Source organism: Faecalimonas umbilicata, assembly GCF_004346095.1.
Taxonomy (GTDB): domain Bacteria; phylum Bacillota; class Clostridia; order Lachnospirales; family Lachnospiraceae; genus Faecalimonas; species Faecalimonas umbilicata.
The window spans coordinates 1-23,690 of the sequence record NZ_SLZV01000035.1; the positions used below are offsets into that span (position 1 = coordinate 1).

The window sequence follows — 23,690 nt, forward strand, 5'->3', positions numbered from 1 at the left end:
GTGATTTATCACTGGAAATATAAAATGGATGAAATCAGTGAAGAGGAAGCGGCATCCGTTTGATATAGCAATTATTTAATATTCGTTATACTAGCACTTGGAATGCAATTACGATAAATTTCGATGCAACAAGCTGTTCCCGTCTTGGAAATTGCCCGGCAATATTCTTTATATATCCATTCTTATAATCTGCATTGGTAAAAATTGCCGCAAAAATAACACATAAAATTGCAAGTAACTGACTTCTCATTTCAACACTGACGACACTTCCAATTTCAATAGTACCATTTACCCATTCCGGCTGTGCTTCCACATAGATACCTACCGGGCGTTCTTCCATTGTTTCTGTCACTGCCGCCGGATCATCTTTCATAAATTCTATATCTGAATTTGTCATCGTTACACTGAACACTGCAAGACCAATTACAAAACAGATCATAATCCATGTAGATTTTGAATGTAATAGTCGGTGAATATCCATTTTTATAAGATTAAACATTTGAAGCACCTCCCGTCAAATTTAAATAGTAATCTTCTAAAGCTTCGTTCTTTATAGTAATCCCTACAGTCTTTACACCATTTTCCGCTAATGTCATCGTGATGCTTCCACCATCATTCAGTCTCTCAAAAATCTGGATTGTATCAGCATCTACTACTTTATACTGATGGATTCCCATATTTTCAAGAACAGTGCAGGCTTTTCCTGTATCATCTGTCTTAAGCTCTATTCGTTCACTACATTCTGCAAGAAGTTCTTCTCGTGTCATTTCCTTAATTAGAACACCATCATGAATAATACCATAGTTTGTTGCAATCTTTGATAATTCTTCAAGAATATGGCTTGAAATAATAAATGTAATATTCTTCTCTTTATTCAATTTGAATAAAGTTTCTCTTACTTCAGCAATTCCCTGGGGGTCAAGACCATTGATCGGTTCATCTAAAATCACTAAGTCTGGATCGCCTACAAGTGCAAGTGCGATTCCAAGTCTTTGCTTCATACCAAGAGAAAAGTTCTTGACCTTTTTCTTTCCAACAGTTCCAAGTCCTACAGTATTAAGAAGTTCTTCAATCACACCCTGTTTTCTAACACCCATTGCGATGCATTTCAGTTTCATATTTTCATAAGCAGACATATTCGGATAAATTCCTGGTGCTTCAATCAATGTACCGATGCGGGACATATACTGATAGGCAGCTTTTCCACTTTTCCCAAATAGAGAAAAATCACCTTCTGTTGGAGCTGCAAGTCCGCTTATCATTTTAAGAATCGTTGTTTTCCCTGCTCCATTTCTCCCAATCAGCCCATATATATCACCTTGTCTGATATGAATATTTACTGCATTTACGACCTTATGTCTTCCGAATTTTTTCGTAAGACCATTTGTACTTAACAAATCCTTCATTTCAACTCCTCCTTTACTTTATGCTTCCTAGTTTACAGATAAAATGACAATAAAACGCAAAGCAAAGTTAAAGAAAAGTTAAAGTTATTTAACCAGACGAAATCCAATTCCCCATACCGTTTCAATATATTCCTCTTCTGTAACCATTTTTATTTTTTTGCGTATGTTACTGATATGTACATTAATAGTCTTATCCTCTCCAACATAAATATCATCCCAGGCATAATCGTATATATCCTGCTTTGCATACACCTTATTGGGATGAGACATGAAAAGTTCCAATATTTTAAACTCTTGTCTTGTCAATATAATCTCTGTACCGTTAATTTCAGCTGTAAATGTATCTAAATTCAGAACCAGATTTTTATATTTTAACAAGTTACTCTCTGTATTATACTCTTTTGCAAAACGACGAACCTGAACACCAACTCTTGCAATAAGTTCTTCAAGCTCAAAAGGTTTTGTCAAGTAATCCTCTGCCCCCTCTGTCAGCAGGTTCACTTTACTATCAAGGCTATCTTTAGCAGAAACTACAATCACAGGTATTTGCTGCTTTTCTTTCAGCTTAGGAAGTAGTTTTTCACCGGATACCCCTGGTAACATCAAATCCATAACAGCAAGTGCGTAATTCTCTTTGTCCAAATAAAGCAAAGCTTCTGTTCCCGAAAATGCCTGTGTGCAGCTGTATCCGGCTTTGGTGAGCGCCTCCGCTATAATGGCATTTATATCAGCATCATCTTCTATGATCAAAATTTTATTCATAAGTTTTTTGCTCCTTGAAAATTTCATAAATTAACTTTATGTAAATTATACACTTGCAGATTTTCTTCTGCAAGGCTGTATACTTCATCACGTTTTTCATGTAATTTTTTTAAAAATATTCATCCACGGGAGTTTGACACATCATTTTTATAACTTTCCTTAAAACCCCTTTATTTAAGCCATTTAAGGCTTGTTTTTTTGTCAAATTTTATGATTTTATACATGCTATTTTGTGCTATCTATAGTATAATAAAGAAAAAGGGGTGGAGGAATTATCATATGTATGTTTCTATTACAGGAAATAAAGGAAATCAAGATGTTTATATCAAACAATCTTATCGAAAAGATAACGGAAAAACATCCTCTCGTATTTATAAAAAACTTGGAAAATATAATACTCTCTTAGAACAGTTTTCAGGCAATGAAAAAGAGCTAATGGACTGGGCAAAGAAAGAAGCCGAAAAAGAAACTCTTGCTTACAATCAGCAAAAAGAAAAAGTCTCCCTTTCTTTGTCTCCTCTTGCTCGCATTCCACTTGACGAAGAACGCGTATTTAATATCGGATATTTATTTTTACAGAAGATATGCAGCGAGCTAAGAATGGATAACATTTGCAGAAATATACGTAATCATCATAAGTTTTCGTATGATTTCCAAGCAATTCTCACAGATTTGATTTATACAAGAATACTGGCTCCTTCTAGTAAACTCAGCAGTTATAAGTACTGTCATTCTTTATTAGAACCGCCAAAATATTCACTCCAGGATCTTTATCGTGCCTTATCCGTTCTCGCTGAGGAATCCGACTTTATTCAGGAAGAATTATACAAGAATTCCAACTTTATTCATCCACGGAATTCTAAGATTTTATATTACGATTGCACAAACTATTATTTCGAGATTGAAGCTGAAGATGGCATCAAAAAATATGGAAAAAGTAAAGAACATCGTCCCAACCCAATCGTAACTATGGGACTTTTTATGGATGCGGATGGTATTCCTCTGGCATTTGATATATTTCCAGGAAACCAAAACGAACAACTCACATTAAAACCAATTGAAAAGAAGGTGATCAAAGATTTTAATTGCAGTGAATTCATTTTTTGTTCAGATGCTGGTTTAGGTGGAAAAAGCAATCGTTTTCTGAACAGCTTTGGTAATCGCTCTTATGTGATTACTTATTCTTTGAAAAAAATGAAAAAGGAAGAACGTGAGTTAGCACTCTTGCCAACTCAGTTTAAGGTTCCTGGTTCCAACAAACTGATTGACCTACGGACACTTGATGAATCAGATCCAGAAGTATATAACACTATTTATTATAAAGAATACCCGCTTGTAACAGGAGATATGGATGAAACGGTCATTATTACCTATTCGCCCAAATATAAAGCTTATCAAAGTAAGATTCGTAATGCTCAGATTGACCGAGCGAAAAAAATGATACACTCTTCAGATAAAACCCGAAAAGGAAAAGGTTCAAATGATCCAGCTCGTTTCATTCAAAGAACCTCGGTCACAGAAGATGGTGAAATAGCTCAAAAAAATATTTATCAATTAGATGAAGCTAAAATCCTAGAAGAGTCTATGTATGATGGATTTTATGCAGTGGTTACAAATCTTGAGGGAGATATCAGAGAGATTATTAATATCAACAAACAACGCTGGGAAATCGAAGAAAACTTTAGAATCATGAAATCAGAATTCGAAGCGAGACCTGTATTTGTTAGACGCGAAGATCGCATCAAAGCTCATTTCCTGACCTGCTTCATTAGCCTATTAGTTTATCGATTATTGGAAAAGAAACTTGGAGAAGAGTTTACCTGCAGTCAGATTTTAGAAACATTAAGAAATATGAATGTTACACTTTTATCCAAAGACAGTGGCTACATTCCTTCTTACAAACGTACAAAGATAACAGACAAACTACATAGTTCCTTTGGGTTCCGTACGGATTATGAATTCATACGCAAATCTACTATGAGGACGATCATAAAAGAAACAAAACAGAAAAAATAGAAAAATAGCACATATCGTTGCAAACAAGAAAACGGCTACACCGCCCATGTTTACTGGGCTTGTAGCCGCATTTTCATTTTTCAACTGTCAAAGATGGGATTATATACCATTTCAAAATCTAATACAAGAGTATTTTTGTTCCATCTTCAATTACTTGCGTAAATTCGATGGAAGTGTCTTATATCCCCATAGCTAAAGCAAGGGGTTTTACGACACATTGGATAAAAAGAGCACTCCCTGAAAGTTTTTTCTTTCAAAAAGTGCCCTCAACAATCAATATTTATTTTCCATTAATAGAGTTTTGCTCCTGCCGGGATTCTGTCATCTACCATCAAGACATTCAATCCTTCTCTTCCTTCTTCCAGATGAGTTGCGGAGATAATCATACCACAGGAATCGATTCCCATCATCTTTCTTGGCGGAAGATTCACGATTGCGATCAATGTCTTTCCTACCAGCTCTTCTGGCTCGTAGTAATCGTGGATACCACTTAAGATGACACGATCTTCGCCGCTTCCATCGTCTAATACAAATTTCAGAAGCTTTTTGCTCTTCGGAACTGCTTCACATTCTTTTACCTTTACCGCACGGAAATCTGACTTGCTGAATGTGTCAAAGTCTACCATATCTTCAAATAATGGTTCCACTTCTACATTAGAAAAGTCGATTTCTACTTTAGCCGGCTCAGCTACAACCGATGCTTCTACAGCTTTTGGAGCTGCTGTTGTTGACTGTGCAGCGTTGTTTGCTTCGTTCTTCGCAGCGCCCTGTGACTTCATTGTTGGGAGCTTGCAGCGAGATTTTATATATATCTATTTGCCTCTACGCTTCTCTATTCTTCAAGCTTCTAATAATCTACATTTTTATATAACTCTACAACTTTTATTACAAGTTACCACCAATTTGGTGTAAAAGTGGTGCAGTTGTTGGTGTGCGTCCCTTATTATGAAATTTTAATCTTACCGCATAAATCTTCAAATGATTTAACTTTCGCCTCTTTTGTTGCTTCCGCATAAATTTCCATCGTTGTTGCGATATCTTTATGTCCCATAATTTCCTGAATTACTTTAAGATTTGTTTCATTCTCACAATACCTTGTAGCAAATGTATGTCGCAAATTATGGCAAGAAAAGTTAGGCAGTAAAACTGGTGCTCTACGTTCTCTTTCTGCTCTTTCTATTTCTTCTTCATTATATGCCAAAGTTATACGTTTGATTGTTCTATTGATTGTCTGAGGATTATGTGCAAAACCATTTCTGTTCAAGAAAATAAAATCTGTATATCCATCAATTGATGCCTGACAAGTTAATCCTACTTCCTCTTGATACTTTTTCTCATTCAAAAGTGCCTGTTTTACTTCTGGCAACATTGGAATAATTCGGTATCCTGCAGTAGTTTTTGGTGATGTTACTGAAAAATAGCACTTGCCTTTATCTCTCTGGTAGTACACCATATTGTGATTAATTTCAATATAATTCTCATCCATATGAACATCTTCCCAACGTAACCCAACCACCTCTGATACACGACATCCTGTTCCCAAGAAGAATGTAAACAATGGAAGCCAATGTTTATATTTTTCGCTTTTATTTATATAGGAAACGAAAGCTTCTTGCTGCGGAATTGTAAGAGCATGACGTTTAGGTGTTTCAAAATTATGGGATCGTTTCACATCTCCTAAAACTAAGTCGCTAGGATTTATCCTAATATAACCATCTTCAACCGCTAATATAAATACTTGATGAAGCACCGTATGAATACTCTCCAATGTTGCAACTGACATTTTCTTAGAATCCACAATGCCATTATAGTATCTTCTCACATCTGATTTTCGGATTTCCTTTATCTTTCTGTTTCCAAAATCATTCATAACAAAATGCTCATACATATAAATATAATTATTACGAGTAGTTTGCTTTAATCCCACTTTATCATTTTTCCACATTTTATAGACATCATTCAATGTAATGTTCGAACTTCCTTGTTGGATCCCATCCCGCAGATCATTCTGAATTTCTTTTTCTTTTTCACGCAAACCTTCTAATGTAGAACAATATACCGCATGTCTTTTTTTATCTCCACCAATCCAACGATACATATAAAGTCCATCATTTTTTCGATAGGTTTCTCCGTCTTTCAACACTCTCCCTTTATGATCTTTTCTTTTTTGCATTTTTTTCTCCTTTTCTATACAAAGAAAAGGACTCTGCAAACTTATTATAACGCTTGCAAAGTCCCTTTTCTACGCCTAATCATTCATTTTTTTACACCAAAAAACAACTAAAAATCTGATTGTCCGCTAAAACACTGTACTTATCAGCACATTCAAGGGTTGAAATACTTCAAATTACTACGATTTTACTACCATTGAATGAGCCTTGATACGTTAGAAATCCCAGATTTGCAAAGATATGGTACAGCACATCAGTATTGATAAACTAAAAATTGAATATCGCAAGTAGATTATGGAACGCCGATATTGACGTTCCTTTTCTATTTCCAGCCGTTCAGAAATGGACGGCTTTTTCTATATCCAAACGAAAGGAGAATTTTAAAAGCTATGAAAAAGATATTGAAGCGATTAGCCACGGGCTTCCTTGCCTTTGCGACTATCGTTACCGCTTTGCCGACAACGGCAGTCCACGCTTCCGAGAAGCAATACTGGACGGAAAGTGCCGAGCGTGTCGGTATCGTTGAAAAAGTAATGAATGACGGTTCTATCGGTTCGACATTCAATGAGGGACACATGACCGTTGAGGGCGAGGACGCTTTCTGCGTGGATATTAACACCAACTTCCGCAACGGCTACAAGACCAGAGCCGACGCAAGCACACGCATGAGCTACGACCAGATTTCAGATGTTGCCCTCTCAATCGAGTATGTCAATCAGTATGTGCAGAGCCACAGCGGATTGAGCAGTCAGCATATTTACCTTTTGAAACAGTGCGTCGTATGGCAGAGATTGAGTGTTCATCTGGGCTGGCAATGCGATAACGTCAGAGCTTCCTATGATGAAATCCCAAAAGCGATACAGGACGAGGTGTACGCTGGGGCGAAAGCCTTTGCCAGCGAGAACAAGGGACGCTATGAATGTGGCGGTTATATCTACTCTGGCGAGGGACAGGACATTGGACAGTTTTGGGCGAAACTTGCCGTAGGAAATGCCACCCTTAAAAAGACTTCCAGTAATGCCAGCATTACCGACGGGAACGGGCTTTACTCTATCGCTGGTGCGACTTATGGTGTCTATTCTGATAAGGACTGCACAAAACAGCTTGCCACCCTTACGACTGATAACAGCGGGAACACTGATACCGTGGAAGTAAAGGCTGGTACAGTCTACATCAAAGAGCTTTCCGCTCCTGCTGGCTACAAGGTGGACAATACAGTGTATTCCTTAAATGTGGAAGCTGGCAAGACAGCGACCTTGAACGTATCCGATACGCCAAAGGTTACAGATACCCTTATCGAGCTTTTCAAGATTGACATGGAAACACAGAAAGACGCTCCACAGGGCGACGCTTCCCTAGAGGGTGCGGAGTTCACATGGAAATTCTATGCGGGACACTATACCGCTGACAATCTCCCTAGCGAGCCGACAAAAACATGGGTGACAAAGACAATCGCTGAAAAGGACAGCGACGGCACTATCCATTACGTTTCCCGCCTTTCTGATGAATACAAGGTATCTGGGGACAGCTTCTATACACAGGACGGAAAGAACGTGCTTCCTTTAGGAACGCTGACCGTTGAGGAAACGAAAGCACCTAACGGCTATCTTCTTGACGGTGCATATATGCAGGCTGACGGTAGCGAGGAACAGATTAAGGGAATGTACCTTACACAGATTACCGAGGACGGCGATATTGCCGTACTGTCTGGAAGCAATCAGTACCATGTATCAGACAAGGTTATCCGTGGCGGTGTGAAAATCCAGAAAAGAGATTTAGAAACCAGCGATACCAAAGGTCAAGGAAGTGCGACTTTGAAAGACGCTGAATTTGAAATCATTTCTCTGAATGACAACGCTATACTTGTCGAGGGGAAACTTTACAACAAGAATGAAGTGGTAAAGACAATCCTTACCGACATTGAGGGCGTGGCTTCTACTTCTGCTGATTTACTTCCTTACGGAAAATACCGTATCGAGGAAAGCAAAGCACCAGAGGGCTATCTGACGGACGGTGCGAAACCGATTGAGTTTGAAATCACAGAGGACGGAAAAATCGTTGACCTTACAGGTACAGACACATCAATCTACAATCAAGTAAAGCGTGGCGACTTAGAGGGTGTCAAGATTGGTGCTGGTACACACCAGCGTCTTGCGGGAGTTCCGTTTAGGATCACAAGCAAGACCACAGGTGAGAGTCATATTATCGTGACTGATGATAACGGGCAGTTCTCCACTTCTTCTAACTGGGCTTCCCATAAGAACAACACCAACGCAGGAAAGACCAGCGAGGACGGTATCTGGTTTGGAACAAGCGAACCAGACGACAGCAAGGGTGCTTTGATTTACGATACCTATATCATTGAGGAATTACGCTGTGAGGGAAACAAAGGCTTTGAGCTTATCCCGACGTTTGAAATCGTGGTGTCAAGAAACAATGTGACCGTTGACTTAGGGACGCTGACTGATGAATACGAGAAAGAAATCTCTATCCATACCACAGCCACAGGCAAGGACGGCGAGAAGTCTATCGTAGCTGGCAAAGAGGTAACAATCATTGACACAGTTACCCTTGACGGGCTGGAAAAAGGCACAAAATATCAGCTCAAAGGCTGGCAGATGTTGAAAGAGGAAAACGCCGAGCTTCTTATCGACGGACAGCGTGTAGAAAATGATTACACATTCACCGCCGACAGCGAAGAAATGAAGATTGAAATAGAATACACGTTCAACGCTTCTTCTCTGGGCGGTCAGAACCTTGTAACCTTTGAGGAACTTTACGACCTTTCCAATGAGGACGAGCCTGTAAAGGTGGCGGAACACAAGGACATTGACGACGAGGGACAGACGGTGCTTATCACGGAGCGTATCATCTCTATCCATACCACAGCGACCAGCGAGGACGGAAAGAAAGAGATTGAAGCTGGAAAAGACGTGACAATCATTGATACTGTTACCCTTGACGGATTGGAAATCGGCACAAAGTATCAGCTTGTAGGCTGGCAGATGATTAAGGACGAAAACGCAGAACTTATCATCAACGGAGAGCGTGTCGAGAATGACTATACTTTTACTGCCGACAGTGAAAGCATGGAAGTCCAGATTTCCTTTACTTTCGACGCTTCCGAGCTGGGCGGGAAAGAGCTTGTAACCTTTGAGGAATTATACGATTTGAGCAATCCAGGCGAACCGACAAAGGTTACAGAGCATAAGGACATTGAGGACGACGGGCAGACGGTGACAATCACAGAAGTACCAGAAACGCCAGAAGAACCAACAGAGCCGGAACAGCCGACCACACCAGATACACCGAGCAAGACAACAGACGCTCCAAAGACAGGCGATAATACAAACATTGCCTTATTCTTAGGGCTTCTTATCCTCTCTGGTGCAGGCGTGGCAGGAACATACTTCTTCAAGCGTAGACGCTCTTAATCGGGCGGTCTGCTTATGATAATGAAGAAATCCCGTTCCCCGCCGTATGTACTTGTAACAGGAAATGAAAATCGAAACTGTTCCTTTTCTGTTAATCTGCTTGCGGATTGACGGAAAAGAACAGTCCACTAGGGGCGTGGGGAGTGTAGCTCCCCACATATCAATCACAGAAAGAAATGAGGTAGAACACATGAAATTAAAATATATCGTGCCAAATATGGCACAGACTTTTGGTAACTTAGAGTTTGCAGGAGAAAATGACGTGGAGCAACAGCGTGTCAATGGTCGCTTTGTTCCCGTGACAAGAAGCTATAACCTGTATTCCGACATTCAGAGAGCCGACGACATTATCGTGGTGCTTCCTGCAAAGGTTGGGGAAAAGCGTTTCAAGTATGAGCAGAAAGTAAAGCTCGTCAATCCTAAGATTACCGCCGAGGGAAAGAACGTGCGAGGTCGTGGCTACACCAACTATATCTTAACGGCTGACGATATGCTTCCAGTCGAGGAAAGCAAGTAAAGGGGGTATCAGATTATGAGATTAGCGAATGGAATTGTATTAGATAAGGAAAAGACTTTCGGAGTATTGAAGTTCTCCGCATTAAGACATGAGGTGCGTGTAGAGAATGAGGATGGGACGACCAGCGAAGAAATCAAGCGTAGAACCTATGATTTGAAGTGCAGTCAGCAGGAACGCACGATACAGGTATCTATCCCAGCGGAAATCCCTGTCAAGGACTATCCGTACAATGCCGAGGTGGAGCTTATCAATCCTGTTGCCGATACGGTGGCAAACGCCAACTACCGAGGGGCAGATGTGGAATGGTACATCAAGGCAGACGACATTGTGCTGAAAAATAAAGGTGGTCAGCCCGCAGGCAATCCACAGAACCATGCTCCGCAGGGACAGGCGAAGAAATAATTTTATTCCCCTGCTTCTTAGGAAAATTTAAGAAAGAATTTCATGTTTTTTAGAAATTCTTTCAAATATATGTGGTACACTTAGCTTGACAATGCAAGAAAGGAGTGGGGGAAATGCTTTTAATGTTAATTATTCCAATTATTTTAACCGTAGCCCCAGTAATGGTATATCAAACAGTCATGTTACTAGGTAAGAAAAAGTCTACATCTACACATTATGTATGGACATATATTATGATGATTTATATATGGCTTGTTATTTCTGTTACTGGAATAGGCTCTATATGGGATATGATTTCAAAAGGTGGGTTGATAGCTACTTTTCAACAGGCTAATATTAGTTTGATACCTTTTCAATCAGAGGGTATGTTCACATATTGTATGAACGTAATCATGCTTATGCCTTTAGGTTTCTTACTTCCTTATATTTGGAAGAACTTTAGAAATCCTTTGAAAGTAGCTTTAACAGGTTTTTCATTTTCTATCTTTATTGAATTTGCACAGTTACCAACTAACAGGTTAGTGGATATTGATGATTTAATGATGAATACATTAGGTGCAATTTTAGGCTATGTAGTATGGAAAATGATAGGAAAATATTTTTTCAATAAGAAAGAAGAACAACGCACTACTTCATTGGGAAAATGTGAGCCTGTTATTTATTTATCTTTAGCCTGTATCTGTAATTTCCTGTTATATAATTGGACATGGTTTTTTTAAGTTTTAGAAGCAGTTAATCTATATGATTGACTGCTTTTCTTATATTCAGAAAAGAGGTATATATGAACATTTTGAAATATAAAGGACATCGTATCAGAGCCAGCGACAAGTACCTTGTGTACCGTTTCTGTGGGGGTACGCTCCTGCTCCTGTTCGTGGCGGTTCTTCTGCTACTGAACTTGGGACAGCTTATGCGTACCGATTGGGAGCATTTCAGCCTGCTTGATAATGGCGTGACGCTTTCTATATACAACTTCATAACCGTAGGGATAGCGACTGGTGTTTGTGCATTGGTCGCTTTCCTTTATTACCACTTTCGCTATGACAGCTTCAAGAAGCTATTACACCGTCAAAAGCTCTCTCGCATGATACTGGATAACAAGTGGTATGAAGCCCAGACCGTACAGGACAGCGGTTTTTTCACTGACCTGCAGAGCAGATCAAGGGAAAAAATCATCTGGTTTCCTAAAATCTATTATCAAATGGAAACGGGCTTGCTCCATATCCGCTGTGAAATCTCTTTGGGAAAGTATCAAGATAAACTCCTTAGATTGGAAGATAAGCTGGAAAGCGGGCTTTACTGTGAGCTGACCGACAAGACGCTCCATGACGGCTATATCGAATACACCCTGCTCTATGACATGATAGCGAACCGTATCACGATTGACGAAGTAAAGGCTGAAAACGGGGGTTTGCGTCTGATGAAGAACCTCACATGGGAATATGACGCACTCCCTCACGCCCTTATCTGTGGCGGGACTGGCGGTGGAAAGACCTATTTCTTGCTGACAATCATTGAAGCCCTCTTGCAGACCAACGCCCAGCTTTTCATCTTAGACCCTAAGAACGCCGACCTTGCGGACTTGGGTACGGTCATGGATAACGTGTACCACACCAAAGAAGATATGATTGAATGTGTCAATGCGTTCTATGAGGGCATGGTACAGCGAAGCGAGGAAATGAAGCACCACCCAGACTACAAGACGGGCGAGAACTATGCCTATCTGGGCTTACCGCCTTGCTTTCTTATCTTTGATGAATATGTGGCGTTCTTGGAAATGCTGGGGACAAAGGAAAGTATAAGCCTTTTAAGCCAGCTAAAGAAAATCGTCATGCTTGGCAGACAGGCGGGGTATTTCCTCATTGTCGCCTGCCAGCGTCCCGACGCAAAATATTTTTCAGACGGTATCAGAGATAACTTCAATTTCCGTGTGGGCTTGGGGCGTATCAGTGAGCTAGGCTATGGTATGCTTTTCGGAAGCGACGTAAAGAAACAGTTCTTCCAGAAGCGTATCAAAGGGCGTGGCTATTGTGACGTGGGTACGAGCGTCATATCAGAGTTTTACACTCCCCTTGTACCAAAGGGACATGATTTTTTACAGGCTATCGGCTCACTCGTCCTTACAAGGCAGGACGGGACGGCGACGTGCGAAGCGAAAGGCGACGGCTCGGACTAGCCTTGCTGGTGTGGCGTCAGCCACGCCAGCGAAAGAAGCCCCTCGGTATCTAACAGAGGGGTACGTTTGCAAATAGACAATAGACAAAAAACATAGGAAACATAAGGCTTCTGGCATGGTTTTCTAGCAAAATTCAGTTGTGAAGTCGCCTGAAAAAACTTCACACTTTACAGATTGGGGGTATGGTTCTGAATGAAGAACAATGGATAAAAGAATTACGGGAGAAACGGATTACTTACGGTATCTCACAAGGCAGGCTGGCGGTGGCTTCTGGTATCACAAGGGAATATCTCAACAAGGTAGAAAGCGGAAAAATGAAGCCGTCAAAGGAACTTCTGGAAACTTTGCATAAGGAACTGGCAAGGTTCAATCCAGAAGCACCGCTTACCATGCTGTTTGATTATGTAAAAATTCGTTTTCCCACGTTGGATATACAGCACATCATCAAAGATATATTAAAACTGAATATCAATTATATGCTCCATGAAGATTACGGACATTACAGTTATACGGAGCATTACTCTTTGGGGGACATCTTTATCTATACGTCGGCTGACGAAGAAAAAGGTGTCCTTTTAGAATTAAAGGGGCGTGGTTGCAGGCAGTTTGAAAGTTACCTGCTGGCACAGCAAAGAAGCTGGTATGACTTTCTCATGGACGCACTCGTAGACGGTGGCGTGATGAAGCGTATCGACCTTGCTATCAACGACCATACGGGCATTTTGGATATTCCAGAGCTTGCGGAAAAATGCAGGAAACGGGAATATATCGGAAAGTCCAGAAGTTATAAGTTTTACCAGTCGGGCGAGCTTATCAAGCACAGAGAGGACGACAGAGAATATATGGGACGTACCCTTTATCTTGGTTCGCTGAAATCAGATGTGTATTTCTGTATCTACGAAAAGGACTATGAGCAGTATGTCAAGCTGGGGACACCTCTGGAAGAAGCCGACATTATCAACCGTTTTGAGATACGGCTTCGGAATGAACGAGCCTATTATGCAGTACGAGATTTACTGACTTATTATGACGCAGAGCAGACCGCCTTTTCTATCATCAACCAGTATGTGCGGTTTGTTGATGAAGAACCCGACAAGCGAAAAAATGATTGGAAACTCAACGATCGCTGGGCGTGGTTTATCGGCGATAACAGACAGAGCTTGAAGCTGACGACAAAACCAGAGCCTTACACCTTAGACCGCACGCTTCGTTGGGTACAAAGGCAGGTAGCACCGACCTTGAAAATGCTGAAAAGGATTGATAAAGGAAACGGCACAGACTACATGGAAACAATCGAACAGCAGGCAAAGCTCACAGAAAAGCATGAAATGATAATCAAACAGCAGACGACCCCTGCAAAAGATTTAGTGGAAAGTTAGGAGTGATAAAAATGTGGGAATTAGTAAAAGACTTCCTGCTGGTATCTATGGGAATGGGTATCGGCGTAGTCTTGATGTGTATTTTGAATGTCGGCAAAGAAGCTGACAGACACATGGAAAAAATCAAAGAAAACAAAGAAAGTGAGGACAATTAAATGAATTTCGGGCAAAATTTGTATCAATGGTTTTTATCAAACGCACAGAGCTTAGTGCTTATGGCGATTGTGGTTATCGGTATCTACTTAGGGTTCAAGCGTGAGTTTTCAAAACTTATCGGCTTCTTGGTAGTTGCCCTTGTTGCCGTTGGTTTAGTATTCAATGCTGGCGGTGTAAAAGATGTACTGTTAGAGCTGTTCAATAAGATTATCGGTGCATAAAATTATATTGTGGTGCTGATATAAGAATGTTATAATGTGGATATTGAAGAATGTAACAACTTTGAATTGAGAGGAGCTATGATTGATGAAAAAATTTAAGCCTTTCATTATTCCTATATTGTTATTGGTAATAATTGACCAGACTGTTAAAATAGTGATTTCTAAATTATTTATGAAATGCGAGTTTGATATAATGATTAAAACTTTAAGATTTAATCCAGAATTAAATACACGTTTATCTTATGGTGGGAATTTTTTTGAATTGTTATCAAGTCCATTTGTTACAATTTTATTGAATATTCTTGTTTTATTCCTCTTTATATCAGGATATATGTTATATCAGACAAAAAAATCACGCACAAGTTTTTGGGTAAAAGTAATAATGATTTGTGGGATAGCTGGAAGTTTATGCAGTCTGATTGATAAGTTGTTTTGGGGAGGGAGTTTAGATTTTTTACAGATACCGACCTTGTTTATTTTTGATTTGAAAGATTGTTATCTTACAGTTGCAGAAGTTATATTTGTTGTTATTGGAATTTTGCATAGTAAAGAAATATCGGTTAAAGAATATCTGCATTTTTGCTGTAATAAATTTAACTTGTAACCTTCCGTTATTACAATTTCATATCCATACACACAAAGTAGTTAGTCTTAGGATTGACTGCTTTTTTTTACCTAAAATTTCAGATTGGAGTGATGAAATGAACGATATTTTTAAGGATATGCAGGCAAAAGTCGGCTGTGAATACATTTCCGACCTGCCCTCTTATAAGCGTAAAGTCTGGCATGAAACGAAACGACTGAACCCTGCCGATTATGAAGAAAGACAGTTAGAAGATTTTTCAAAGTATGTGTTTGGTATGTCGTACCAGACCTTAAAAGATGTGATGAAACAACAGAAAGGACGTGAGGAACAATGCAGGAAACAAGGGTGCTGGTGGAAACGAGAGGAACAACTGGCGAAGAAACAACATCATATTGGTTCGACCTGCCGATAGATGTTGCCGAGTTTGAAGAAAAATTAGGTGTCGGTGCAGAAAGTCAAGATTACCGTATTATCGAAAAGGTGTTGCCTTATGCTGATGAAATCCACGAACATACAAGCGTCTACCAGCTCAACGAATTAGATTTTATGTACCGCCAGCTTTCAAATGATATGCAGGAAGAATATGTATCACTACTTACGGTGTTTGAAAATCTAGAAGCACTTTATATTTGCAGGAACGTGATTACCGTTTATCCCGACTGTAAAAGCATGATTGATGTTGCAAGGCAAAAGCTGATGAACGACCCGACGTTCAAGCATTTATCCGAGGACTGTCAAGAATATTACTTTGACTTTGAAGCCTACGCTTCTCATTTGCTGGAAAATAGACGCTATCTTGTAACAGAACATAGTGTCTTTGAACTTCCAGAGTAGGAAATGAGGTGGTGCTTATGATTGATGATATGGCGGTTTATATTGCAAATCTTGGCAAATACAATGAGGGCTATTTAGTCGGTGCTTGGTTCACGTTCCCTATTGACGAGGAAGATGTAAAAGAAAAAATCGGCTTGAATGAACGGTATGAAGAATATGCTATCCATGATACCGACAACTTCCCTATCGACATAGGGGAATGTGTTTCCATTGAAGAACTCAATGAGATGTATGAAATGATAGAGGAACTTCCCGACTATATCGTAGAGTGTTTGGACGAATTTATCAGCCACTACGGGACGCTGGAAGAAGTCGTGGAACATAAGGACGATATTTATTATTATCCCGACTGTGAAACTATGACAGACGTTGCCTACTACTACATAGACGAATTGCAGGCACTTGGCGACATTCCACCCAGCTTACAGAACTACATTGACTATGAAGCCTACGGGCGAGATTTGGATATGGGCGGTTGCTTCATTGAAACAAGCCGAGGCATGTGCGAGATACCATATTAACGCTGGAAGATCAGCGACAAGCATGGTTGCTACTGACAGCGTATTTCTCTTTTAAGGGACAGTCTGAAAATGGCTGTCCTTTTCTCTTTGAAGAACTTACGAAAGGAGCTGAAAGAACTTGAAAAAGATTAAAAGCTACACGGGTATCTGGAACGTGGAAAAAGTCTTGTATGCAATCAATGACTTTAACTTACCCTTTCCCGTTACTTTTACCCAGATTACATGGTTTGTGCTTACAGAATTTATCATCATTTTGTTTGGGGATATTCCCCCACTTTCCATGATTGAGGGAGCATTTCTCAAATACTTCGGTATTCCCGTTGCTCTCACTTGGTTTATGTCGCAGAAAACTTTTGACGGAAAGAAGCCGTACAGCTTTTTGAAATCACAGATAGCTTATGCCCTGCGACCGAAAATTACTTATGCAGGAAAAGCCGTAAAACTGCATAAGCAGACCTTGAATGAAACAATCACGGCAGTAAGGAGTGTGAACTATGTTCCCGATAAAATATATTGACAACAACCTTGTCTGGAACAAGGACAATGAGGTGTTCGCTTACTATGAGCTGATACCGTACAACTATTCTTTCTTATCCGCAGAGCAGAAATTTATCGTGCATGACAGCTTTCGCCAGCTTATCGCACAGTCCCGTGAGGGAAAAATTCATGCGTTGCAGATTGCCACAGAAAGCTCAATCCGAAGTCAGCAGGAACAGTCAAAGAAGCTGGTAACTGGAAAATTAAAGGAAGTTGCCTATCAGAAGATAGACGAACAGACCGAAGCGTTAGTATCTATGATTGGGGACAATCAAGTGGACTACCGCTTTTTTCTTGGCTTTAAGCTCATGGTTACGGAAGAACAGCTCAATCTGAAGAACATCAAAAAATCGGCGTGGCTGACGTTCACGGAATTTCTCCATGAAGTGAACCACACGCTGATGAATGATTTTGTTTCCATGCCGAATGATGAAATCAACCGTTACATGAAAATGGAAAAGTTACTGGAAAATAAAATCTCCCGTCGCTTTAAGGTGCGTCGCTTGGAAATCCATGATTTTGGGTATCTCATGGAACATCTTTACGGCAGGGACGGTATCGCTTATGAAGATTATGAGTATCAGTTACCAAAGAAGAAATTGCAGAAAGAAACGCTGATAAAATACTACGACCTTATCCGCCCGACAAGGTGTGTGATTGAGGAAAGCCAGCGGTATTTACGCTTGGAACATGAGGACAAGGAAAGCTATGTGTCCTACTTTACCGTCAATGCGATTGTAGGCGAGCTTGATTTTCCGTCAAGTGAAATCTTCTATTTTCAGCAACAGCAATTCACATTCCCCGTTGATACTTCTATGAATGTAGAAATCGTGGAAAATCGAAAAGCATTAACAACCGTCCGCAACAAGAAAAAGGAATTGAAAGATTTGGATAATCACGCCTATCAAGCTGGAAGTGAAACCAGCTCAAATGTGGTGGACGCTTTAGACAGCGTGGACGAGCTGGAAACGGACTTAGACCAGAGCAAAGAAAGTATGTATAAGTTAAGCTACGTCATACGGGTGTCTGCACCCGATCTTGACGAGCTGAAACGCCGTTGTGATGAAGTCAAGGACTTTTACGACGACCTCAATGTAAAGCTGGTGCGTCCTGCTGGGGATATGCTGGGGCTTCATTCTGAATTTTTACCAGCCAGCAAGCGATATATCAATGATTATGTGCAGTATGTAAAATCAGATTTTCTAGCAGGGCTTGGTTTTGGTGCGACACAGCAGTTAGGAGAAACTACGGGTATCTATATGGGCTATTCTGTTGATACGGGAAGAAATGTGTACCTGCAACCGTCCCTTGCCAGTCAAGGTGTAAAAGGTACAGTTACCAACGCTTTAGCGTCTGCTTTTGTCGGTTCGCTTGGCGGTGGAAAGTCGTTCTGTAACAATCTTCTGGTATATTACGCGGTGCTGTTTGGCGGTCAAGCACTTCTGTTAGACCCTAAAAGCGAGCGTGGCAACTGGAAAGAAACACTTCCAGAAATCGCCCATGAAATCAATATCGTAAACCTAACAAGCGATAAAGGCAATGCAGGACTTCTTGACCCGTTTGTGATTATGAAGAATGTAAAAGACGCTGAAAGTCTGGCAATCGACATCTTAACATTCCTTACGGGTATTTCCTCTAGGGACGGCGAAAAATTTCCTGTGTTACGTAAGGCGGTTCGTTCCGTTACCCAGAGCGACAAACGAGGCTTGCTCCATGTGATAGACGAGCTACGCCGTGAAGATACGCCCATAGCAAGAAATATCGCAGACCATATCGACAGCTTCACGGACTACGACTTTGCACACCTGCTGTTTTCAGACGGTACGGTAGAAAATGCAATCAGTCTGGATAACCAGCTCAATATCATTCAAGTAGCGGACTTAGTATTGCCAGATAAGGACACGACCTTTGAGGAATACACGACCATTGAATTATTGTCGGTGTCTATGCTGATTGTGATTAGTACCTTTGCTCTTGATTTTATCCATTCGGACAGAAGCATTTTTAAGATTGTCGATTTGGACGAAGCGTGGGCGTTCTTAAACGTGGCACAAGGCGAAACTTTATCAAATAAGCTGGTTCGTGCTGGACGTGCTATGCAGGCAGGCGTTTATTTTGTTACACAATCCTCTGGCGACGTGTCAAAAGAAAGTCTGAAAAACAATATCGGCTTGAAGTTTGCCTTTCGTAGTACCGACTTGGGCGAGATAAAGCAGACCTTAGAATTTTTCGGTATCGACAAGGACGACGAGAACAATCAGAAACGCTTGCGTGATTTGGAGAACGGACAATGTTTATTGCAGGACTTATACGGGCGTGTCGGTGTGGTGCAGATACACCCAGTCTTTGAAGAACTGCTACACGCCTTTGATACCAGACCGCCCGTACAGAGAAATGAGGTGGAGTGATGAAAGAAAGGATAAAAGGTGCGTTCACAAAAAGGAAGATTTTTCACTTTCTCAAAATGGCTCTGTTTGTCGTGGCACTTTCCCTTATCCTGCTTTCACTTCTGGGGACGGTGGCTCATGCGACGGGGCTTGTGGACGATACCATAAATGCAGAAAATCTTTACTCAAAATATCCGCTGTCGAATTACCAGCTTGATTTTTATGTAGATAATAGCTGGTCGTGGTTGCCGTGGAACTGGCTGGACGGTATCGGAAAATCGGTGCAGTATGGGCTTTACTGCATTACTAACTTTGTCTGGACGATAAGCCTTTATTTAAGCAATGCCACGGGCTATGTGGTGCAGGAAGCCTATAAGCTGGACTTCATCAATGATATGGCAGACAGTATCGGACAAAGCATACAGACCCTTGCAGGCGTAACACAGAACGGTTTTTCCAGCTCTGGCTTTTATGTCGGTTTCCTGCTTCTCATTATCTTAGTGGTGGGACTTTATGTTGCCTATACGGGACTTATCAAACGGGAAACAAGCAAGGCACTTCACGCTGTTATCAACTTTGTGGTGGTGTTCGTGCTGTCCGCTTCTTTTATTGCCTACGCTCCCGACTACATCAAGAAGATAAATGAATTTTCATCAGACATCAGTACCGCTTCACTTGACTTGGGAACAAAAATCATGCTCCCAAACTCCGACAGCGAGGGTAAGGACAGCGTGGACTTGATACGGGACAGCCTATTTTCTATTCAAGTGGAACAGCCGTGGCTCTTGCTTCAATTCGGGAATAGCAACGCAGAGGAAATCGGGACAGACCGTGTAGAAGCTCTGGTATCGGCAAGCCCAGAGGACGAGGACGGGAAAACCAGAGAAGAAGTCGTGAAAACAGAAATCGAGGACAACGACAACAACAATCTGACAATACCGCAGGTGGTGAACCGTTTAGGTATGGTGTTCTTCCTCTTGTTCTTTAACTTAGGGATAACGATATTTGTATTCTTGCTTACGGGCATGATGTTGTTCAGCCAGATACTTTTTATTATCTTTGCTATGTTTTTACCTATCAGCTTTTTACTTTCCATGATACCGAGCTATGAAAGCATGGCAAAGCAGGCAATCGTGAGGGTGTTTAATACCATAATGACACGGGCAGGAATAACGCTCATTGTAACGGTGGCGTTCAGCATTTCCAGTATGTTTTATAACATTTCCACAGATTATCCGTTCTTCATGGTGGCGTTCTTGCAGATAGTGTGTTTCGCTGGTATCTACATGAAGCTGGGCGACTTAATGAGTATGTTCTCACTTAATGCTGGCGACAGTCAAAGCATGGGACGAAGAATTTTCCGCAGACCGTATCTGTTTATGCGACATCGGGCTAGGCGTATGGAACACCGTATTGCAAGGGCGGTCAGTGCTGGCGGTATTACGGGCGGTGTGGCTGGTGTGGTGGCTGGAAGTGCCGTTGCTGGTAAGAGGGCTGAAAGAAAAAATACAGCTTCTAAAGAAAATCGGGGCAATACCACTTCCAGCATGGGACAGCGTGCAGGCTCAAAGGTGGGTGCTGTCTTAGATACGAAAAATAAAGTGAAAGACAAGGCAAACGCTGTCAAAGAAAACATCAAGGATATGCCAACACAGACCGCTTATGCGGTGTATTCCGCAAAGGAAAAGGCAAAGTCCAGCGTGTCTGACTTTAAGCGTGGCATGGTGCAGGAACAGCAGTCCAGACAGTCGGGACGCTTAGAAAAGCAGGAACAGCATAGACAAAATATCGCTGACAAGCGTATGGAGCTTCAAAAGGCACAAGAAGCAAGGCAGGCACAGCGAAAGGCTGACGGATCAGCGACAACGGGAGCTACCCGTCCCCATGAGCGACCAGCCACAGCTTCAACCATTCCAAAGCCGAGTGCGGAAAAAATGCAGGAAGTGAAACGCCCTGCCACAGCGACCACTTCAAAAGCAAGTGAGCCAGTCAAGACAACTGTTATCAAAGAGCGTCCGTTATCTTCTGGTGCTTCTGATAAGAAAGCGACCCAGCCTGCACAGCCAGTACATAGGCAGAATGTAGAAAAAGTGGTATCGCAGGAAACACGCCAGAATTATACCAAAGACCGCAGGACAAAGGTTCAGCAGACGCAAACCGTACAAAAGAACCAGCAGACAACAGAGAAAACTCCTAACCTTGTGATGAAGAAAGGACAGAAGAAAAAATGAAACTGAAACATATCGCTATCATTGGCAGTCTGTTTCCTATCCTCTTTTCTCTGGTGCTTTTCTTTGGTGTGTTGATTAGTGCGGACAGCGACGACGAGAACAGCAATTTTTCTTCTGGCATTACGGGTATGAACTTATCCGCAGAAGTCTTGAAACATCAGCCTATGGTAGAAAAATACGCCAGAGAAAACGATATTTCCGAGTATGTTAATGTGCTGTTGGCTATCATTCAAGTAGAAAGTGGCGGTACGGCAGAAGATGTTATGCAGAGTTCGGAAAGTCTTGGTTTACCGCCCAACTCTTTAGATACGGAAAGTTCAATCAAGCAGGGGTGTAAATATTTTGCGTCCCTGCTTTCTTCTTGCAAAAATCAAGGTATCGACGATTTGAATGTAGCGATACAGTCTTATAACTATGGCGGTGGTTATGTGGGATATGTGGCAGGAAAAGGAAAGAAACACACTTTTAATCTTGCGGAAAATTTTGCCCGTGAGAAATCGGGTGGAAAGAAAGTAACCTATACCAACCCGATAGCTGTTGCGAAGAACGGGGGCTGGCGGTATGGCTATGGAAATATGTTCTATGTGGAATTAGTCAATCAGTATTTAGCAGTTCCGCAGGTGTCGGGAGAACTGGCACAAAAGGTAATGAATGAAGCGTTGAAATATCAAGGCTGGAAATATGTGTATGGCGGTAGCAATCCCAACACTTCCTTTGACTGTTCGGGACTGACGCAATGGTGTTATGGAAAAGCTGGTATCTCCTTACCGAGAACGGCACAAGCACAGTATGACGCTACCCAACATCTGCCACTCTCGCAGGCAAAGGCTGGGGACTTGGTATTTTTCCATTCTACCTATAACGCTGGTACTTATGTAACGCACGTTGCAATTTATGTAGGAAATAACCAGATGTACCATGCAGGAAATCCGATAGGATATGCAGACTTAAATAGTAGTTACTGGCAACAGCACTTAATCGGTGCAGGACGAGTAAAACAATAGAAAGGACTTAGAAAATATGTTTAAGAAGAATAAGAAACCGACAGAAAATGTCAAAGAAAAAAAGGTGCGTACTGTCAAAGTAGGCACACACAAGAAAACCGTGATTGCGTTGTGGGTGGTGCTTATCGCAAGTGTGAGCTTTGGGGTGTATAAGAATTTTACGGCTATCGACCAGCACACAACCCATGAAAAAGAAATCATTGAGCTTCGCTTGCAGGACACTAACGGGATAGAAAATTTCGTGAAAAATTTTGCGAAGTCCTACTACACATGGAATAACAGCAAAGAAGCGATTGAAGCAAGGACGCAGGCAATCAGCGGTTATCTGACAAAGGAATTGCAGAACTTGAATGTAGATACCATTAGAACCGATATACCGACCAGCTCCACAGTTACAGATGTGATTGTATGGCATATCGAACAGTCGGGAACGGACACTTTTTCTGCTACCTACGAAGTAGATCAGCAGATAAAAGAGGGAGAACTGACAAGCAATGTGAAAGCAACCTATACTGTAAAAGTCTATGTAGACGCTGACGGGGATATGGTAATCGTTCAGAACCCTACCCTTGCACCGGCAATCGAAAAATCAGACTATGAGCCTAAGACACCAGAAGCAAATGCAAGTGTAGACGCTGATACTGTCAATGACGCTACTGCATTTCTGGAAACATTCTTTAAGCTCTATCCAACAGCAACAGAAAAAGAGCTTGCTTACTATGTATCTGGGAATGTGATTGAACCTATCGGCAGGGATTATCTTTATTCTGAACTGATAAACCCTATCTTTACAAAAGACGGGGACAATGTGAAAGTCAAGGTTGCCGTGAAATTCCTTGATAATCAGACAAAGGCTACACAGATGTCGCAGTATGAGCTTGTGCTACATAAGGATAGCAACTGGAAGATTGTAGGATAAAACTGATTTGGAGGGGGATTTACCCCCCCCC

The 23,690-nt window shown here is 41.3% G+C and carries 22 protein-coding genes and 1 pseudogene; 18 read left to right on the plus strand and 5 right to left on the minus strand.

Annotated features, from left to right (window positions below; all coding sequences use genetic code 11):
* Nucleotides 1–85: 85 nt before the first annotated feature.
* The 3 genes from EDD74_RS13250 to EDD74_RS13260 form a co-directional block, all read right to left on the minus strand.
* Entirely contained in the window at nt 86–499 is a 414-nt protein-coding gene (locus tag EDD74_RS13250; protein ID WP_242990107.1) for a hypothetical protein, read from the minus strand.
* On the minus strand, nt 492–1,406 hold the full coding sequence (locus EDD74_RS13255; protein WP_116441519.1) for an ABC transporter ATP-binding protein: 915 nt from the start codon (nt 1,404–1,406) through the stop codon (nt 492–494). The genes EDD74_RS13250 and EDD74_RS13255 overlap by 8 nt, the downstream gene beginning before the upstream one ends.
* Before the next feature lie 84 nt (nt 1,407–1,490).
* Nucleotides 1,491–2,168, minus strand: a complete 678-nt coding sequence (locus tag EDD74_RS13260; protein ID WP_116441520.1) for a response regulator transcription factor — start codon at nt 2,166–2,168, stop codon at nt 1,491–1,493.
* Between the two features lie 279 nt (nt 2,169–2,447).
* Here EDD74_RS13260 and EDD74_RS13265 point away from each other — a divergent pair, with 279 nt between their 5' ends.
* On the plus strand, nt 2,448–4,184 hold the full coding sequence (locus EDD74_RS13265; protein ID WP_132038464.1) for an IS1634 family transposase: 1,737 nt from the start codon (nt 2,448–2,450) through the stop codon (nt 4,182–4,184).
* Nucleotides 4,185–4,474: 290 nt separating this feature from the next.
* Here the strand turns inward: EDD74_RS13265 and EDD74_RS13270 are convergent.
* Nucleotides 4,475–4,969 (minus strand): annotated as a pseudogene (locus EDD74_RS13270) (lysine--tRNA ligase); the annotation flags it as partial.
* 158 nt (nt 4,970–5,127) lie between these two features.
* On the minus strand, nt 5,128–6,357 hold the full coding sequence (locus tag EDD74_RS13275; protein WP_116441523.1) for a tyrosine-type recombinase/integrase: 1,230 nt from the start codon (nt 6,355–6,357) through the stop codon (nt 5,128–5,130).
* A gap of 387 nt (nt 6,358–6,744) precedes the next feature.
* Between EDD74_RS13275 and EDD74_RS13280 the strand changes: the two genes are divergently transcribed.
* From EDD74_RS13280 to EDD74_RS13360, 17 genes are all read left to right on the plus strand, one after another.
* Nucleotides 6,745–9,789 (plus strand): SrtB-anchored collagen-binding adhesin, encoded by a 3,045-nt coding sequence (locus EDD74_RS13280; protein ID WP_116441524.1) that lies wholly within the window; start codon nt 6,745–6,747, stop codon nt 9,787–9,789.
* A gap of 190 nt (nt 9,790–9,979) precedes the next feature.
* On the plus strand, nt 9,980–10,306 hold the full coding sequence (locus EDD74_RS13285) for a YdcP family protein (protein ID WP_074143642.1): 327 nt from the start codon (nt 9,980–9,982) through the stop codon (nt 10,304–10,306).
* Nucleotides 10,307–10,321: 15 nt separating this feature from the next.
* On the plus strand, nt 10,322–10,708 hold the full coding sequence (locus tag EDD74_RS13290; protein WP_074143641.1) for a YdcP family protein: 387 nt from the start codon (nt 10,322–10,324) through the stop codon (nt 10,706–10,708).
* A 113-nt stretch (nt 10,709–10,821) separates the two neighbouring features.
* The gene (locus tag EDD74_RS13295) at nt 10,822–11,427 is read left to right on the plus strand and encodes a VanZ family protein (protein WP_074143640.1); all 606 of its coding nucleotides are present in this window, start codon (nt 10,822–10,824) and stop codon (nt 11,425–11,427) included.
* A gap of 62 nt (nt 11,428–11,489) precedes the next feature.
* Nucleotides 11,490–12,884 (plus strand): FtsK/SpoIIIE domain-containing protein, encoded by a 1,395-nt coding sequence (locus EDD74_RS13300; RefSeq protein WP_074143639.1) that lies wholly within the window; start codon nt 11,490–11,492, stop codon nt 12,882–12,884.
* 182 nt (nt 12,885–13,066) lie between these two features.
* On the plus strand, nt 13,067–14,263 hold the full coding sequence (gene mobT / locus EDD74_RS13305; RefSeq protein WP_116441525.1) for a MobT family relaxase: 1,197 nt from the start codon (nt 13,067–13,069) through the stop codon (nt 14,261–14,263).
* An 11-nt stretch (nt 14,264–14,274) separates the two neighbouring features.
* On the plus strand, nt 14,275–14,418 hold the full coding sequence (locus tag EDD74_RS13310; protein WP_041969016.1) for a DUF3789 domain-containing protein: 144 nt from the start codon (nt 14,275–14,277) through the stop codon (nt 14,416–14,418).
* Nucleotides 14,419–14,640, plus strand: coding sequence for a hypothetical protein (locus tag EDD74_RS13315; protein WP_002317729.1), 222 nt, complete (start codon nt 14,419–14,421; stop codon nt 14,638–14,640).
* 85 nt (nt 14,641–14,725) lie between these two features.
* On the plus strand, nt 14,726–15,244 hold the full coding sequence (locus EDD74_RS13320) for a signal peptidase II (protein ID WP_009243524.1): 519 nt from the start codon (nt 14,726–14,728) through the stop codon (nt 15,242–15,244).
* A gap of 97 nt (nt 15,245–15,341) precedes the next feature.
* Nucleotides 15,342–15,638, plus strand: a complete 297-nt coding sequence (locus EDD74_RS13325; RefSeq protein ID WP_116441526.1) for a conjugal transfer protein — start codon at nt 15,342–15,344, stop codon at nt 15,636–15,638.
* The gene (locus EDD74_RS13330; protein WP_116441527.1) at nt 15,557–16,060 is read left to right on the plus strand and encodes an antirestriction protein ArdA; all 504 of its coding nucleotides are present in this window, start codon (nt 15,557–15,559) and stop codon (nt 16,058–16,060) included. The genes EDD74_RS13325 and EDD74_RS13330 overlap by 82 nt, the downstream gene beginning before the upstream one ends.
* Nucleotides 16,061–16,077: 17 nt before the next feature.
* Complete coding sequence (locus tag EDD74_RS13335) at nt 16,078–16,581, plus strand: antirestriction protein ArdA (RefSeq protein ID WP_116441528.1); 504 nt, start codon at nt 16,078–16,080, stop codon at nt 16,579–16,581.
* Between the two features lie 118 nt (nt 16,582–16,699).
* The gene (locus tag EDD74_RS13340) at nt 16,700–17,098 is read left to right on the plus strand and encodes a conjugal transfer protein (RefSeq protein ID WP_116441529.1); all 399 of its coding nucleotides are present in this window, start codon (nt 16,700–16,702) and stop codon (nt 17,096–17,098) included.
* A complete protein-coding gene (gene tcpF, locus EDD74_RS13345) occupies nt 17,076–19,526 on the plus strand; it encodes a conjugal transfer ATPase TcpF (protein ID WP_116441530.1) in 2,451 nt (816 codons plus the stop codon). Before EDD74_RS13340 ends, tcpF begins: the two co-directional genes overlap by 23 nt.
* Nucleotides 19,526–21,736, plus strand: a complete 2,211-nt coding sequence (locus EDD74_RS13350; protein WP_116441531.1) for a CD3337/EF1877 family mobilome membrane protein — start codon at nt 19,526–19,528, stop codon at nt 21,734–21,736. Before tcpF ends, EDD74_RS13350 begins: the two co-directional genes overlap by 1 nt.
* Nucleotides 21,733–22,740, plus strand: a complete 1,008-nt coding sequence (locus EDD74_RS13355; protein WP_116441532.1) for a C40 family peptidase — start codon at nt 21,733–21,735, stop codon at nt 22,738–22,740. The genes EDD74_RS13350 and EDD74_RS13355 overlap by 4 nt, the downstream gene beginning before the upstream one ends.
* A gap of 16 nt (nt 22,741–22,756) precedes the next feature.
* Nucleotides 22,757–23,659, plus strand: a complete 903-nt coding sequence (locus EDD74_RS13360) for a conjugal transfer protein (protein WP_116441533.1) — start codon at nt 22,757–22,759, stop codon at nt 23,657–23,659.
* Nucleotides 23,660–23,690 lie beyond the last annotated feature (31 nt).